Below are 15,824 nucleotides of genomic sequence, written 5' to 3'. Positions count from 1 at the left end.
GGAAATATCTACTCATGTGGCAAAAGCGAAACGAAGTCGGAACGAGGGGCGGCTTCCCAACGGGCAAAATGGGGTAATTAGAAAAGAATCCGGTAAACTTACCCATCCCGAAGCGGAATCCGCCCCGAGGTACAGCCTGGTGCGCAGCCCTACGCAATTCGGCCGGCTACGGTTGGAATCGGGCGGCCCAACCCCCCGGCCGCGAATCGCGTTGTAAGCCGATACTGCCTCGGTTGGCCCTTATTTGTTGCCCTTTTTCGTCCTGATGGAACCCCTCCCTACTCCCAAACCGGCCAAAGCCGAAATTGTCAGCCAGGCTAAATCGTACGTGCTGGCCTTGCTGGACGATCAGTTGCCCGGCCAGCTGGTTTACCACTCGCCTAAGCATACAACTACGGTAGTGAAGGAGGCCCGGGCCCTGGGCGAAGCCGCCGGCCTGGCCGCCCCCGACCTGGAGGCGCTGGTGCTGGCGGCCTGGTTTCACGACGTCGGCTACGTGGACACTTACGACGGGCACGAGTTCCGCAGCGCGGAAATGGCGGGCGAGTGGCTGAGCCAGCAGCGCTACCCGGCCGAGCGCGTGGCCCTCGTGCAGCAGCTTATCCGGGCCACTCACCGCGACGCCCAGCGCGAAACCGAGCTGGAAAAGCTGCTCGTGGATGCCGACATGAGCAGCATGGGCCGGGAAGACTTCTTCGCCAACGCCGAGCTGCTGCGAGTGGAATGGGAAACCGCCCTGGGCAAAACCTACTCCAACACGGAGTGGGCCGAAACCCAGCTGGAGTTCCTGACCAGCAGCAAGTTTCTGACCACTACCGCTAAGGACCGCTACCGCAGCCAGTTCAAAGACAATGTGAAGGCCCAGCGGAAACTGCTCAAGAAAACCGAGAAGAAGCAGAAAAAGAAGGTGGAGGAGGAAGAAGGCACCTTCGCCGAGCCCAAGCGGGGCATCGAAACCATGTTCCGGACCATGTACAGCAACCACATGAAGCTCTCGGACATGGCCGACAAAAAGGCGAGCATGATGATTTCGCTCAACGCGGTGCTCATGTCGCTCATCATTACCTACTTCGGAGCCAAGCTGGGCAGCAAAACGGCGGCCCTGACCAACGTGGGCGTTATCCGCAACCCCATCATTGCCGTGCCCATGGGCATTCTGCTGGCCACGGCCCTGGGCTCGGTCATCACGGCCATCCTCTGCGCCCAACCCGACGTGACGAGCTTCAAGTGGCTCAAGCGCAGCCCCCAGATTGCCACCAACCGCCGCGTTAACCTGCTCTTCTTCGGCAATTTCAGCAAGCTCAGCCTCGATGACTTCCAGAGCGGCATGACCGAGCTCATGAGCCAGCGCGAGGCCCTCTACACCAACATGGTCACTGACATCTACTACCTCGGCGACGTGCTTACCAAAAAATACCGGCTGCTGCGCCTGAGCTACACCATCTTCATGGTAGGCCTGATTCTCACGGCGCTTTCGTTCGGCATCGTGCTGCTCTACAAGATATAGGGAACCGGCCAGCGGGCAGGAGCGTGGGTGGCCCGCGCTCCTGCCCGCTGGCTCCTGGCCTTATCCGTTTCCCCGCTCCCCCACCAGCCGGGCCAGACGAAGCAGGGAGCGGCCCAGGAAGCGGTGCAGGCGGCGCAGCTGGCCGAAGCGGACGAGGCGCCAGCGGCTGGCCACGTGCCCGTAGCGCAGCTCCAGGGTCAGCAGGCAACTATCAATGTCCACTACTTCGAGGTGGTAGAAGAGCAAAGCGTTGGGAAAGAGGCGGAAGTGGGAAATCTTCTCCACGTAGGTGATGTGGCCCTGGTCGTCGTCGAGGCACTGCACGGTCTGGAAATCAATCTGGCCGTTGAAGACGTCGACCTTGTAGCTGGTGCCGAGGCGGCCGGCCTTGGTCACGTCGTAGTGCACGGCTGTGGCGCCTTCCATCCAGCGCGGGCGCAGTCGGAAGTTGCTGAGCAGGCGCAGGGCGTAGGCGGCCGGCACCGGCAGGGCCCGCCGCACCTTCAGCCGGCAGCCCCGGCCCGCGGAGGCGGCTTCGCCCGGAGCGGCCGTCGTGAGCAGCAGGCGCAGGGGCGAGAGGTAGGCGTACTGGTAGGGCGTTTCGCCGAGGTACTCGTAGAACGTGGAGCCCGGCGAGAGGCGGGTCCAGTCGAAGGCGGCGGCCAGGGCCGCGGGCGGCTGGGTGCGGGTGTAGCCCTCGGAAAGCAGCACGTACTCGGCCCCGGCCACGTTGTTTTTCAGCAGCCGGTGCACCACAATCACGTCGCGGCCCATGAGCTTGGTATGTTCGCGGATACGGGCCACGCTCACGCGGCCGTAGTGCACCACAATCTTGAGGGTGAGGGCCAGCTCCTGGAGGGCGGCGGCCAGCTCCGAGCCCGTATCGCGCTCCACCAGGCGCAGGTAGTTCTGAAAGTCGAGGTAGATGCGGCGGCACTGGCGCACCAGGTCGTCTACCGAAGGCGGCGGGCCCAGGCGGTAAAACAGCACGGCGTCGCCCTGAATTTCGTTGACTTCCAGCTCCAGCGTGTTGGCCTCGATGAGGATTTCCAGCAGATCGGCGACCAGAAACGGGGCCTGGGGGCTGTTCGACTGCTCAATGAACCGGGTGAAGCCACTGATGTCGGGAATGAGCAGCAGGGCCGGCTGCTGGCCATCGGCGGCCGAGCCGGAGGCCGTTCCGGCCGCCCGGCGCTGGGCCCGCAATTCATCCAATACACCCATACAACCACCGGAAGAGAGAAACACGAAAGGTCCGGCGCGAAGATACACCGCCGCCGCCGCTGCCGGTTTGGGCAGCCCGCGCTTTCAACGTAGCTTTGTGGAGAAGGATTTTGCCGGCTGCGTAGTTCAACGGATAGAATAGGCGTTTCCTAAACGCTTGATATGGGTTCGATTCCCGTCGCGGCTACACCAAACCGCGTTTCCAGCCCGGAAGCGCGGTTTTTATTTTCCCCGGGGTCGGTTTGGGGACATCTGACCGCCCGGCGGAGCTAACTGCCCCGGCCCGGTACCGGCTTCTGCTGTGGCCTTACGCAATCAGGCCTTCGGCCATGGCCAAGCGGATGAGGGCGGCCGTGTTCTTGGCCTGGGTTTTCTCGATGATATTCTGGCGGTGGGTTTCGATGGTCCGCTTGCTGGTGAAGAGCTTCTCGGAAATTTCGGCGTTGGTGTAGCCTTCCGCAATCAGCTGAAGCACTTCCCGTTCCCGGCCCGATAAATCGGCCCGGCCGGCGGGGCTGGCCGGACTGCCGCCGGGCGACCCCGCCGGCCGGGCTCCTGCGGCGGGGGGCGGCGTACGCTCCATCACGCGGCTGAGCAGCCCCAGTCCGATTTCCGTGCACAGAAACGGCTGGCCGGCGGCCACCGTCCGGATGGCGTGGGTGATTTCGGCGCTGTCGGCGTTCTTGAGCACGTAGCCCAGGGCCCCCGCCTCAAACATGCGGTGCACGTAGTTTTCGTGGTCAAGCATGGACAGCACCAGCACCCGTACCTGCGGAAACTGCTCGCGCAGGAAGGGCATCGTGGCAAACCCATCGAGCACCGGCATGTTGATGTCCATCAGCACCACATCGGCGGGTGTGGTTGCCAGCAGCTCCAGCAGCTGCCGGCCGGTGCCGGCTTCCCCTACCACGCACAAATCCGCTTCCCGCGACAACAAAGCCCGGATTCCGTCGCGCAAAATGGCGTGGTCGTCAGCAAGAAGTATTTGAATCATACGCGGCATGGCACTGGGGCGGGCGGGCCGCACTCCGGCAATAGTACGCAAAACCGCGGGATTGACGCATTGCCCCGGCCCCTTCCGGCCGGTGGTTTTCGCGGCCGTCGGCCGGCCCCGCTGGCCGCGTCCGGCACCATCCGCGGGAAGCCATGTCCGACGGAATGAAAATTTCTGCGTAAGCTACGGCATCTCAACTGTTGCCCGCATGACTTCTGCCCCGCTTTCCGGCCTCTACGCGCCCTCCCTGAGTTTGCTCACCGACCTCTACCAGCTTACGATGGCCTACGGCTACTGGCAGCAGGGCCTGCAGGACCGCGAGGCGGTATTTCACCTCTACTTCCGGCGGGCCCCGTTTCAGGGAGGCTACGCGGTGGCCGCCGGCCTGGCCTACGTGGTGGACTTTCTGGAGAACCTGCATTTTTCCGACGACGACCTGACGTACCTGGGCAGCCTGCGCAGCGCCAAGGGCGCCCCCCTGTTCCCGGCCGAGTTCCTGGCTTACCTGAAAACGATGGAATTCCGCTGCGACGTGGACGCCATGCCCGAGGGCACCGTGGCCTTCGGCAACGAGCCCCTGCTGCGGGTGCGCGGCCCCTTGCTCCAGGCCCAGCTCATCGAAACGGCCCTGCTGACAATGGTCAACTTCCAGACCCTGATTGCGACTAAAGCCACCCGTATCCGCGAAGCCGCCGGCACCGACACGGTGCTGGAATTCGGCCTGCGCCGCGCCCAGGGTCCCGACGGCGGGCTTTCGGCCAGCCGGGCCGCCTACCTGGGCGGGGTAGATGCTACCAGCAACGTGCTGGCCGGGCACCTCTACGGTATTCCCGTGAAAGGCACCCACGCCCACAGCTGGGTAATGGCGTTCGAGGACGAGGAAACGGCTTTCACGGCCTACGCCCGGGCCTTCCCCGATGACTCCGTGTTTCTGGTAGACACTTACGACACGCTGGAAGGCGTGCGCCACGCCATTAAAGTAGCCCGCCAGATGCGCGCCCAGGGCCACGAGCTGGGCGGCATCCGCCTCGATTCGGGTGATCTGGCCTACCTGAGCCGGGAGGCGCGGGAGCTGCTCAACGAGGCCGGCTTCCCCAATGTGCGCATCGTGGCCAGCAACGACCTGGAGGAGAACCTGATTACCAGCCTCAAGCTCCAGGGAGCCAAAATTGATACCTGGGGCATTGGTACCCAGCTGGTAACGGCCTACGACCAGCCGGCCCTGGGGGGCGTGTACAAGCTGGCGGCCCTGCGCAAGGCTGACGACTCGGGCTGGGATTTCACCATCAAGCTCTCGGAGCAGCTGGCCAAAACCAGCATCCCCGGCATTCTGCAGGTGCGCCGTTACGAAAGCGAAAAGGGCCAGCCCCGCGCCGACATGCTCTACAACACCGCCGAGCCCCTGCCCGCCCAGCTCACCATCGTGGACCCGCTGGATGCCACCCGCCGCCGCGCCGTGCGCCCCGAGGCCCCGTTCCGGGAGTTGCTGGAGCCCGTGTTCCGACAGGGCAAACTAGTGCAGCAACTGCCCACGCTGGCCGAAAGCCGGGCCCGCGCCCACCGCGAAGTGCTGGCCCTCGACCCCAGCATCCGGCGCTTTCTTAACCCCCACACCTACCCCGTGGGCCTGGAAGAGTCGCTCAACACGTTCCGCACCCAGCTGATTCTGGCCAAGCGCGGCGTGTAAGGACGCACTTGTTGAAGTGGTGCGAAGTGTTACGGCTCTCTAACGGTTACGCTCCTCCAAACTTCTTCCACAGCTTCGGCAGCAGCTTGGGCAGCTGGTTTTCGGTCCAGTCTTCGCCTTTGGTTTGCGAGCCATATTCATAGTCTAAGCCGCGGGCGGCGGCAATATTGCTCGGATAGGCTTCCTCATCCTCGGTCTGACCGGTACGCCGCTCGAAGGCTTCGTCGGCTACTCCCAGCAAGGCCTCGCACTCCGGAAACCGGGCTTCGACTACGTCCGCGAGGCTGTCGGGATGGCGTAGCGCTGCGTGGAACACGTCTTCGCCCTGGGCGATAAGCCAGCAGCGGAAGTACAGATAGGAATCGTCTGTCACGTAGCCGTCGATAATCTTTTCCGCGGCCAGGATGCCGAAGTGGTCGGCCTCCAGCAGGTACTCGCACAGCAGGCATTCGAACTCCGCTATCTGCGCTGGCTCGTATTCCGTCAGCGCCTCCGTCAGTAGTTCGGCCTGCATTGACTCATCCTGCCCGGAGGCTTTTTTGGCAGCCTCTAGCAGCTCCCAGAATACGTTTCTATTCATAATGTCAGAAGGTAGGCTCAGCGGAAGCGCGGTCAATGCGGGCCAATACTACTCAAAAATCGGCGGGTAGCCGCCTTTTCTCCGGCCCGCGCTCCGGCCTTTCCCGACAACTGACGGATGAAGCTTTTCCTAAGCATTCGGCTTTCCCGGCGGCTGGTCGCGCCCGACTTCGGACGAAGGGCACTACCCAGCTGCTGCACCCGGTTACATATATTCAAATTAAAATATATTATATTTTTTATTATCTTAGTCCTATAAAGTATTCATCGGGTCGGTTGGGGGGAAGAGGTTGTGCCGCTGGCCGGTGTGGCTGCCGCCCGGGGTCGGCCTGCTAGCGGTTACCGGCTTATGAAAAACGTGATTTGGGGGCTCCTACTGCTGCTCTGGCCGGTAGTGGTGCAGGCCCAGGACAGAGCCGCCGCCAGCTTTTCGGCCCAGAAAACCCTGCTATATCCCGTCCGCAGCGCCGACCGGCTGCCCGCCGCCATTGCCTGGTACACCGACTTTTTCGGCAAGCCGCCCACGCGGGTAGAAAACCAGGGGCCTTATCCCTACGCCGTGTTCAACGTGGACGCCACGGAAGTGCGACTGGAAACCAACCCACGGTTTCTGCGGCTGCGGGAGCCGGTATTCTACTGGACCCTGCCCACGCCGCAAGACGTAGTAGCCAAGTACGAGGCCCTGAGTGCCAACCGGGCCAACAAATTCAACGGCGGGCTCTTCCGCAAGATGCGGCACCTGGATGACCATCGTGCGACGGAGTTACGCCCGGAAGCCGGCGCAGTGGAGGCGGTGGCGGAAGTGCGCGGGTTTATCGTGCTGGACCCCGAGGGCAACCAGATTGGCGTGATCAACAATCCGGTGTACCCGCCCAAATGAGCCGGTTTCGCCCGCTGCGCCGCGGCTCGTTCGGCCCCCCGGGTTTGCTGGTCCTGCGCCTGGGCGGAGGGCTCTGGCTGTTGCTGCTGGCGTTGGTGCCCGCACTGCCGGCCCAGGCCCAGAGCCGTACCGCCGACAGCCTGCGCCACCTGCTGCGCACCCAGCCCCAGGCCGATACGGTGCGGGTGCAGCGCCTGCACGCGCTGGTGCTGGAGTTGGCCGTACCCGATGCCCCCCAGGCCCTCGGGCTAAGCCACCAGGCCCTGCGCCTCGCGCGCCGGCTGGCCGACTCGGCCGCCATGGGCCGCAGCCTGCTCTGGCTCAGCATTCTGCACCGCCGCCTGCCCGATTACGACTCGGCCCGCTACTATACCCGGCTGGCCCAACGGCTCTACGCCCTGCGCCACGACCGGCCCCGGGAGGCCCGCGCCTGCCTGGAGCTGAGCCTGATTGCGGCCCAGCAAAGCAACCTGACCGCGGCCCTGCGGTGGGCCCTGCGCGGCCTGCGCCTGGCTGAGCAGACCCCCGACCGGGCCGTGCAGACCCAGCTGCGGGCCATTATCGGGGACACCTACGGCAAGCTGGGCGACTACGCCAGCGCCACGCCCGTGCTGCACCGGGCCCTGCGCGACGGCCGCCGCCTGGCCGACCAGCAGGTGGTGGCGGCCACCCTCAACAGCCTGGGTAGCGTGTACCAGGCCCAGCAGAACTGGCCCGAAGCCCTGCGCCACTTCCGGCAGGCAGTAGCCGTGTGCGCCCGCCTAGGCGACATGCAGAACCAGCTGGCCAATGAAATCGGGCTGGCCGAAGTTTACATTGAGCAGGGGCACCCGAACCGGGCCCTGCTGCACGGCCGCCGCGCCCGGGCTTTGGTCGACAGCACCCGGGACGACTTCAACCGGCCGGCCGTGGAGCTGCTGCTGGCCCGGGCCTACCTGCGGCTGCAGCAGCCCGACAGCGCCCTCCCATTGGCCACTCACGCCCGGCAGCTCAGCCAGCGTACCCGCAGCAACGGCCACCTGGCCACCGCCACCGAGTTGCTGGCCCAGTCCTACGCCGCCCTGGGCAACTACCCGGCCGCCTATCGGCAGCAGCGGCTGTTTGCGGCCTACCAGGACACGCTGGCGGGAGAGGCCACGCAGCGCAAAACCAGCGCCCTGCGCTACGGCTACGAGCTCGACCAGAAGGAAACCCAGATTGCGCTGCTGCGCAAAACGCGCCAGTTGCAGGCCCAGCGCAGTGCCCGTCAGCGCCTGCAGCTCTATGGGCTGCTGGCCGGCCTGACCAGCCTGGTACTGGTGGCTGGCCTGCTCTGGCGCAACGTGTACCTCAAGCAGCGCACCAACCGTCACCTCAACGCCAAAAACGCCCAGATTGCCCGCCAGCGCGACGAGCTGACCCGGGCCCTGGCGGACCTCACCCGGGCCCTGGCGGAGCTGAAAGCGGCCCAGAACCAGTTGATTCAGCGCGAGAAGATGGCTTCGCTGGGGGAACTCACGGCCGGCATTGCCCACGAGATTCAGAATCCGCTCAACTTCGTCAATAACTTCTCGGAGGTGAGTACCGAGCTGGTGGAGGAATTTCTGGACGGGCCCTGGCAGCAACTACCGGAGGCCGAAAAAGCCTACGCCACCGAGCTGCTGGCCACCCTCACCGACAACCTGCACAAAATCACCCAGCACGGCCACCGCGCCGACAACATTGTGAAGGGCATGCTGCAGCACTCCCAGGTCAGCGCCGGGGTAATGGAGGCCACCAATCTGAACGCCCTGGCCGCCGACCACCTGGTGATGGCCTACCAGATGTTCCGGACCCGGAATCCGGGTTTCAGCGCCACCCTCGTAACCGATCTGAGCCCCCAGCTGCCGACTGTCCGGATCGTGGCCCAGGACATCGGGCGGGTACTGCTGAACCTGTACACCAACGCGTTTTACGCCCTGGCCCAGCGTCAGGCCCTGGCGCCCCCGGGGTACGTGCCCCGGCTGGAAGTGCATACCTGCCTGCTTGCCCACCAGGTGCAGCTGCGCATCGTGGATAACGGGCCGGGCATGAGCGAGGAAGTCCGCCAGAAAGCCCTGCTGCCTTTCTTCACCACCAAGCCCCCCGGCGAAGGTACCGGCCTGGGCCTCTCCCTGAGCTACGACATTGTGGTGCAGGGCCACGGGGGCACGTTCAGCCTGAGCAGCCAGCCGGACCGGGGCACCGAAATCACGCTGCGCCTGCCCCGGTAGCCGGGCTGGTTCCGGGGCCGGCGCTACGGCTGGGCGATGGGCCGGGCCGCCCGGGGCCGGGTCACGGGCACGGGCGGAGCCGGCTGCTCGTTCTGGCGGCGGATGCGCTGGCACAATTCGCGCATAATGCTGCGGGTGATGTCGGCGCAGTCTTCCGTAGCGGCGTAGAAATCTTCCTGGTCGATGCGAAAGGCGCGCACGGGGCGCAGGGCCAGGGCCGTGGCCGAGCGGGGAGCGGCATCGAGCAGGGCCAGCTCCCCGAAAAACTCGCCCGGCCCGAAAATGGTCAGCAGCTGGCGGTGGTTGAAAATGCCCACCTCCCCTTCTGCAATAATGAACAGGGCCGTACCCAGCGCCCCTTCGGCGAAGATTTCCTCTTCCTGGCGGAAGCTCACTTCGTGCATCACCGGCACCAGGGTAGCCAGCACGCTTTCGGGAGCCTGGCCGAACAGGGCGGTTTGTTTCAGCATCCGGACGCGCGCAACGAGCGAAACGGAGGAGGAGGTAACAGGCTCGGGCATGGCAGCGGGGGATGGAAGTGTGGGAGAAAGCAGCAGGAGTTGGTCGAGGGCCGCCGGCCGCTGCAGGGGCAGCCGGCGCAGCACTTGTTGGGCACTTTCGCGCAGCAGCGGGTGGGGGCTTTGCAGATGGGGCAGCAGATACCCCACATTGCCGGGGGTAGGGTGCCACTGCTGCAGGGCCACCGCTACCGTCCAGACCGAGAAAGCCGCCGCGCCCCGGCGGACGATGAGTGTCTGAATCGGCTCCGGTTCCGCCAGCGGGCCCAGCAAATCGTCCAGGGCCAGTACCTTTTCACTGAGCGGCGTGGTTTCGAGCAGGGCCAGCAGCGCCTGGTAGAGGGGCCGGGGCAGCAGGACTTCCAGCGGGGCGAGGGCCGCGGGGTGCAGCTCCGCGGGGGCGTGCAGCAGGCTGCGCTGCACGGGTAGCAGCCGGGACCGGTCGTAGAGCTGGAGCAGCAGGCCCAGCAGCCGCCGCCGGCCCTGCTGCACTTCGTAGGACAGGGCCGCACCCAGCTCCGCATCGGCCGCCGCCAGGTGGTGCACCAGGTGCTGGGCCAGGCGCATTTCGTCTTCCACCAGATGCAGAAACAGCGGTGCCTCGGCCGGCGCGGCCGGCAGCCCGTTGAGGGCCCGCACGGCTGCGGCCCGCAGTCCCAGGTGCGCGCCCCCGGCCAAGTCCAGCAGCAGCTGCCGGCTCGCCGGGCTGTTCAGGTGGGTCAGCACCTGGGCCAGTTCCCGCAGTGGTCCTTCAGCGCCGGGGAGCGTCAGGGCGGCCCGCAGTCCGGGCAGGGCGGCCTCCCCGAGCCGGGCCAGCGCCGCCGCCGCCGCCCGCCGGTGTTCCCGCTGCCGGATCAGCGCCAGCAAAGCGGGCACCAGTCCGGCCGGGCCAATGGCGGGCGCGGCCAGCGTGGCGGCTCTTACTACGGCGGGGTCGGGGCTGCGCAGGCCCGCCACCACGCAGGCTACCTGCTGGGCGGGCTCCAGCCAGGGCAGCAGGTCCAGGGCCGTGCGCTGGCAGGCATCATCGGCCACCACGGCGGCCAGACTGGCCCGGGCCTGCACATCGGCGGGGGCCACCTGCAGCCGCCCCCGGATGGCTCCCCGGCGCACGGCCGGGTCGGCGTGATCCAGCAGGTCGGGGCTGGCGGCCAGGCGGCCGGCCAGGCAGCTGGCCTGTTCCCGCACGTTTGCGTTGCCGTCGGTAAGGGCCAGGTGGCGCAGCAGCGTGCCGCCGGCCTGCTCGCCCACCATTGCCAGCGTGCGGAGCCGTACCTGGCAGTGCGGGTGCTGCAGCAGGTGCCCGGCGTGGCGGATGAGTGTGGGCCTGGCGGCGCGGTGCAGGTGGAGCAGGGCGTGCAGCGCGGCGGAAACGGCCGCCGGGCCGTCCGCCGGCGCGGGCAGCCGGGTGGGCAGGCCCAGCGCCGCTTCTAGCTCCCGCAGGTAGTGCCGGTAAGTCTGACGCAGCAGGCCCAGGGCCAGCAGCAGAAATCCGCCCAGCCAGACCAGCACCCCACCGGCGGGCCAGCCCCCGGCGTTGCCACCAAGCAGCAGTACGCCGCCCAAAGCCAGTCCCAGGGGTTCGTAGCTGCGTTTGAGGGCCGCGTAGCCCTGCCGGCGCAAGGGCGGCGGCAACGACTCCAGCAGCAGCTCGAAGGCCGGCTCCAGTACCACGCGGCGCAGTGCTTCCAGGCCCAGCAGCAGCCCCGTGGCGTAGGCCAGCGCCCCGGGGCCGGCGGAAGGCACCACGGCTCCAAGGGCCACGCCCCCGAGTGCCAGCAGGGGCAACAGCCCGAACGCGCGGCGCAAACCCAGCCGGTGCAGGCGGGCCCGCACGGCCGGCCGGCGCCCCAGGGCGCAGACGCCGTAGAGCAGGGCCAGCAGCCCGCCCGCCCACCGCAACAGGGCCGCCGGCTCGGGTACGCGGGCACTCAGCAGCCGCCAGAACCCGTACTCCACACCCACGCCCACCACTGTGAGGGCCAGCGCGCTCAGGCCCAGGCAACGGATCAGGGCCCGACCGGCGGCGGGCGCTTCCGCCCTGGCGGGAGCCGGCTCCGGAGCCGGCGCGCCGGCCAGGGCGCGGCGCTGCAGGTACCCGGCCAGGCCGTAGAGCCCGAAGGCCAACAGCAGCGCTACGCCCACCGCATAGTCGGCGTTGTCCATCAGCACGCCGGCCAGCACGGCTCCCAGCCCCCCCAGCATCCGGGCCGGCAGGTCGGTGGCGCTGGTAAGGCCGAACAGGCTCCGGCGTTGCCGCCCGCTGTCGGCGGCCGCCCCGGCATCCCAGGCCGAGAGCTGGGTCAGCAGCCCCATCAGCCGGAAGCCCACCACACCGGCAACCGCCATTCCTACCGAGGGATGTGCCAGCAGCGCCCCGGCCAGCCCCAGCGCGGCCCCGGCCGCAGCCAGCAGCACCCCGCCCGCCCGTTGCGGCCGCGTCCAGCACCGGGCGCAGCGGGCGTACAGGCGCCCGGCGGCCAGCATGGCCAGCCCCCCCAGCACGTAGGCCAGGGGCAGCGTTCGGGCCGGGTTATGGCCCAGCGCCAGCGTGGTGACGGCCACGTACACGAGCAGGGTGCCAGCGTGCAGCAGCAGGCGGTGCAGAGACAGCAGCCTGACGACTTTCATCTCGCCCGGCCGCATTCCCCAGGGGCGGAACCATGCGTTTGGCTTCATTGGCAGGGAACTTTGGGAGGCCGTGGGGCCGCTAATGCAGGGCTCGCTTCTTGATCAGCCCGCCCCGGGTGTCGCTCACGCTCTGCATCACCACGAAGGCCTGCGGATCGATGGCGTGAATGGCCCGGGTGAGGCTGATAACTTCCAGCCGGGTAACGACCGTGAAGATGGCTTCTACTTTCAGGCGCTGATGCCCGTGGGAGCCGAAGCCCTGGGTGCACTCGTAGACGGTGGCGCCCCGGTGCAGCTCGTCGGTGATGAGCCGGCGGATTTCGGTGCTGTGGAAGGATACGATGGTCAGGCCCGTGTACTCCTCGATGCCGACCAGCACGAAATCCACGGTTTTGGCCGCCGACAGGTAGACCAGAATCGAGTACAGGGCCGTCTCGACGGACAGCAGCCAGGCGGCCACCCCGAAGATGAGGATGTTGATGATCATGATCACGTCGCCGATGGAGCCGGGCAGCTTGCGGCTGATGTAGACGGCCAGAATTTCGGTGCCGTCGAGCACGCCTCCGCCCCGCATGGCCAGCCCGATGCCGGCCCCCAGGAAAAACCCGCCGAACACGGCAATCAGCAGCTTGTCCTCGGTGAGGGCCGGAAACGAGAGCACCCACAACGCCCCCGAAAGTCCCAGAATGGTGAGCAGGGTTTTGAGGGCAAACTCCCGGCCCAGCTGGTAGTAGCCCAGCACAATGAAGGGAATGTTGATGAGCAGAATCAGCACCGACAGCGAGAGGCCGGTCAGGTGGGTGATGAGCATGGAAATGCCCGTTACGCCCCCGTCGATGAACTCATTGGGCAGCAGGAAGCCCTTCAGACCCAGGGCCGCCGAGAAAACGCCCGTGGTCAGCAGCAGCAGCTGGAGCAGCTTCTGGCGGAGCTGGCTGGGCGTGAGAGCCAGCAGGCGCTGAGCGGCCGCCGCCCGGACCGAACCGGACGGAAGAACGGGCGCCGGAGGAGCAGCGGGAAAGGGCTGATTTGGTGCCATAGACGCGGAGAAAAAAATTACCGGCTGCTTCAAGAAGGTCAGCCTACTCTTCCGGCCCCCGGTTCCCATGAGGCCGGTATGCCAGCCGCTACCTACATGTCCCGGGCATCCGCTTACAAAACAGTCCGCCAATCTGCTGACTTCGTGCCCGGGGTTGCGGCTCTGTCACCTCTTGCTGGTGCTCCTGTTCCTGGTGCTCCTGTTCCCGCTTCCTGCCGGGGTCTTGTCATGGCTTAATTTACCTATTAAATGTGTAAGAATAAATTAAAATCATTATATAATTTACACTCGCTCAAAAAGACCCTGGGGGTAGGGCAGGAAGCCGTGGCGCAGCAGCACCCGCGCCCGAGAAATCTGCCGTTGTGCTCTGCCAATCAGCCTGCACGAGTTGGGCGGGCGGTGCATTCACCCCGGGCCGGGAGTCCTAACCCGAATACGGCCCGGCCCGACAACTCCTGACGGAGCTGCCGGGCCGGGCCGTATTCGGTTGGGCCGGTGAGGTGGTGGGCATCATGCGCAACACCCGCGGGAGCAGTTGGCACGTATACAGTTTCTTTGCGTTGCCGTGCTGCTTCACCCCTGACTTCCCGCCCATGAAACGCTACTTGCTGGCCTTCGCGCTGCTGCTCGGCAGCCGGGTCCAGGCGCAGGATGCGCCCTGGCAGTTTTCTCCCCTGCCGCTGGAAACAACCACCCACCGTGTGGTGTACGCGGCCGATAGGTCCGCGCCCGAAGCCACGCCCGCCGAGCTGCTGGCCCGCGCCCGGACCTGGCCGGCCGCCAGCACCGACTACCGGGCCGGCAGCCCCCAGGTAGACACAGCAGCGGGCACCCTGAGCCGGCGTGTGATTGCCCGGCGGGGGGAGGCGCAGTACGCGGGCCGGCTCACGGTGCGGGTACGCCACGGCGCCTACCACTACCGCCTCACCGACCTCACGTACACCCGCCCCACTTATGCCCGGGCCGGCAAGCACAGCACCGGCCCGGTAACCACCGCCGTCGAGACGTTGGTGTACACCCGGCCCAGCGCTGCGCGCACCCGGCGCCTGATGGCCCTTAATGGGCTATTTGAGGAGCTCCTCCGCCACTTCGAGCAGGCCATGCAGCTTCCTCCGGCTGATCTGGTCAGTACCGAAACGCTGCCTTAGACCTGCCCTAAACCAGCTCGCGGCGGTAGGTTTTCTCGAACTCCTCGTCTACGTGGTAAATGGACTCCTCGTGCTGGCTTAAATCGAGGCCCAGCTCTTCATCGGGCGATTTTACGCGCAGGCCGAACAGGGCGTTGGTGAGCTTGAGCAGCACCCAGGATACGGCGAAGGTGTAGGCCACTACAATCACGAGGGCCAGCAGGTGGTAAAGGAACACCGTGCTGGTGCCGTGCACCAGGCCCACGTTGGCCGCGAAGACGCCGGTCAGGATCATGCCCACGATGCCGCCCAGGCCGTGGCAGGGGAACACGTCGAGGGTGTCGTCGATGCTGGTGCGGCTGTTTTTCCAGTGCACGGCCAGGAAACTGACGCCCGCGCCAACCAGCCCGATGAGGATGCTCTGGCCGTAATCGACGTAGCCGGCGGCGGGCGTGATGGCCACCAGGCCCACTACGGCCCCGATGCAGGCGCCCATGGCCGTGGGCTTGCCCCCCCGGGCCACTTCCAGCAGCATCCAGGCCAGTAGCGCCGCGGCCGAGGCCAGGTTGGTGTTCACGAAGGACAGCGCCGCCAGTTCGTTGGCGCCCAGGGCCGAGCCAGCGTTGAAGCCGAACCAGCCGAACCACAGCAGCCCCGTGCCCAGCAGCACAAACGGCACGTTAGGCGTGGAAAAAGCCGTTTCGCGGTGGGCTTTGCGCGGCCCCAGCACCAGGGCCCCGGCCAGCGCGGCTACGCCCGCCGAAATGTGCACTACCGTACCGCCCGCAAAATCGAGCACGCCCCACTGGCGCAGGAAGCCCTCGGGGTGCCAGGTCCAGTGGGCCAGGGGGCAGTACACAAACAGGCAGAACAGGATGATGAACACCAGGTAGCCCTTGAACCGCACCCGCTCGGCAAAGGAGCCGGTGATGAGAGCGGGCGTGATGATGGCAAACTTGAGCTGGAAGGCAAAAAACAGCACGAACGGAATGGCCGGCGACAGGGCCGGGTGCGGGGCCGTGCCCACGTTGCGCAGCATCATGAAGGTGAGCGGATTGCCGATGAGTCCGCCCCAGGAGTCGCCGTAGGCCAAAGAGAAGCCCACGAAGTACCAGACCAGCGAAATCACGCCCAGGGCTACGAAGCTCTGGAGCATGGTGCTGATAAGGTTTTTGGGGCGCACCATGCCGCCGTAGAAAAACGAGAGGCCGGGCGTCATCAGCAGCACGAAGGCCGAGGCCGTGAGCATCCAGGCCACATCGGCGGCGTTAAGCACCTCGGGCGAAGTGGCCGAGGGGTGCGGCAGCGGCATAAAGGCCGCAATGCCGCTCAGCACGAACAGGACCAGCAGCGTGAGCGTGCCGTAGTTCAGCTTGGATTTCGGGGTAAGCGTGGTTTCCATAAAGC

Annotated in this window: 11 protein-coding genes and 1 tRNA gene; 6 read left to right on the top strand and 6 right to left on the bottom strand. The window is 66.3% G+C overall.

Annotation, left to right across the window (positions count from 1 at the left end; translation table 11 throughout):
• The first annotated feature begins 265 nt into the window (after nucleotides 1–265).
• A complete protein-coding gene (locus KLP40_RS08655; protein WP_215593380.1) occupies nucleotides 266–1,507 on the top strand; it encodes a Pycsar system effector family protein in 1,242 nt (413 codons plus the stop codon).
• A 60-nt stretch (nucleotides 1,508–1,567) separates the two neighbouring features.
• On the opposite strand, the gene KLP40_RS08650 is transcribed toward KLP40_RS08655, so the two are convergent.
• Complete coding sequence (locus tag KLP40_RS08650) at nucleotides 1,568–2,731, bottom strand: DUF2652 domain-containing protein (protein WP_215593379.1); 1,164 nt, start codon at nucleotides 2,729–2,731, stop codon at nucleotides 1,568–1,570.
• Between the two features lie 115 nt (nucleotides 2,732–2,846).
• Here KLP40_RS08650 and KLP40_RS08645 point away from each other — a divergent pair.
• Nucleotides 2,847–2,918: transfer RNA gene (locus tag KLP40_RS08645), tRNA-Arg, on the top strand.
• A 120-nt stretch (nucleotides 2,919–3,038) separates the two neighbouring features.
• Here the strand turns inward: KLP40_RS08645 and KLP40_RS08640 are convergent.
• Nucleotides 3,039–3,725 (bottom strand): response regulator transcription factor, encoded by a 687-nt coding sequence (locus tag KLP40_RS08640; protein ID WP_215593378.1) that lies wholly within the window; start codon nucleotides 3,723–3,725, stop codon nucleotides 3,039–3,041.
• 208 nt (nucleotides 3,726–3,933) lie between these two features.
• Here KLP40_RS08640 and KLP40_RS08635 point away from each other — a divergent pair, with 208 nt between their 5' ends.
• Nucleotides 3,934–5,412, top strand: coding sequence for a nicotinate phosphoribosyltransferase (locus tag KLP40_RS08635; protein ID WP_215593377.1), 1,479 nt, complete (start codon nucleotides 3,934–3,936; stop codon nucleotides 5,410–5,412).
• A gap of 46 nt (nucleotides 5,413–5,458) precedes the next feature.
• Here KLP40_RS08635 and KLP40_RS08630 read toward each other — a convergent pair whose 3' ends face one another.
• A complete protein-coding gene (locus KLP40_RS08630) occupies nucleotides 5,459–5,992 on the bottom strand; it encodes a DUF4240 domain-containing protein (RefSeq protein WP_215593376.1) in 534 nt (177 codons plus the stop codon).
• Nucleotides 5,993–6,340: 348 nt separating this feature from the next.
• On the opposite strand from KLP40_RS08630, the gene KLP40_RS08625 reads away from it, so the two are divergent.
• Together KLP40_RS08625 and KLP40_RS08620 are read left to right on the top strand one after the other, a co-directional pair.
• Nucleotides 6,341–6,871 (top strand): hypothetical protein, encoded by a 531-nt coding sequence (locus KLP40_RS08625; protein ID WP_215593375.1) that lies wholly within the window; start codon nucleotides 6,341–6,343, stop codon nucleotides 6,869–6,871.
• On the top strand, nucleotides 6,868–9,102 hold the full coding sequence (locus KLP40_RS08620; RefSeq protein WP_215593374.1) for a tetratricopeptide repeat protein: 2,235 nt from the start codon (nucleotides 6,868–6,870) through the stop codon (nucleotides 9,100–9,102). Before KLP40_RS08625 ends, KLP40_RS08620 begins: the two co-directional genes overlap by 4 nt.
• Nucleotides 9,103–9,125: 23 nt before the next feature.
• Here the strand turns inward: KLP40_RS08620 and KLP40_RS08615 are convergent, their stop codons facing one another.
• Together KLP40_RS08615 and KLP40_RS08610 are read right to left on the bottom strand one after the other, a co-directional pair.
• Entirely contained in the window at nucleotides 9,126–12,299 is a 3,174-nt protein-coding gene (locus tag KLP40_RS08615; RefSeq protein WP_215593373.1) for a cyclic nucleotide-binding domain-containing protein, read from the bottom strand.
• Nucleotides 12,300–12,330: 31 nt separating this feature from the next.
• Nucleotides 12,331–13,290, bottom strand: coding sequence for a YitT family protein (locus KLP40_RS08610; protein WP_215593372.1), 960 nt, complete (start codon nucleotides 13,288–13,290; stop codon nucleotides 12,331–12,333).
• A 593-nt stretch (nucleotides 13,291–13,883) separates the two neighbouring features.
• Here KLP40_RS08610 and KLP40_RS08605 point away from each other — a divergent pair.
• Entirely contained in the window at nucleotides 13,884–14,438 is a 555-nt protein-coding gene (locus KLP40_RS08605; protein ID WP_215593371.1) for a hypothetical protein, read from the top strand.
• A gap of 7 nt (nucleotides 14,439–14,445) precedes the next feature.
• Here the strand turns inward: KLP40_RS08605 and KLP40_RS08600 are convergent, their stop codons facing one another.
• Nucleotides 14,446–15,819 (bottom strand): ammonium transporter, encoded by a 1,374-nt coding sequence (locus KLP40_RS08600; RefSeq protein WP_215593370.1) that lies wholly within the window; start codon nucleotides 15,817–15,819, stop codon nucleotides 14,446–14,448.
• Nucleotides 15,820–15,824 lie beyond the last annotated feature (5 nt).

It is taken from the genome of Hymenobacter piscis, assembly GCF_018760735.1.
Lineage (GTDB): Bacteria > Bacteroidota > Bacteroidia > Cytophagales > Hymenobacteraceae > Hymenobacter > Hymenobacter piscis.
The sequence above is the reverse complement of the archived record's forward strand: the minus strand, read 5'-3'. Positions and strand labels throughout refer to the sequence as shown.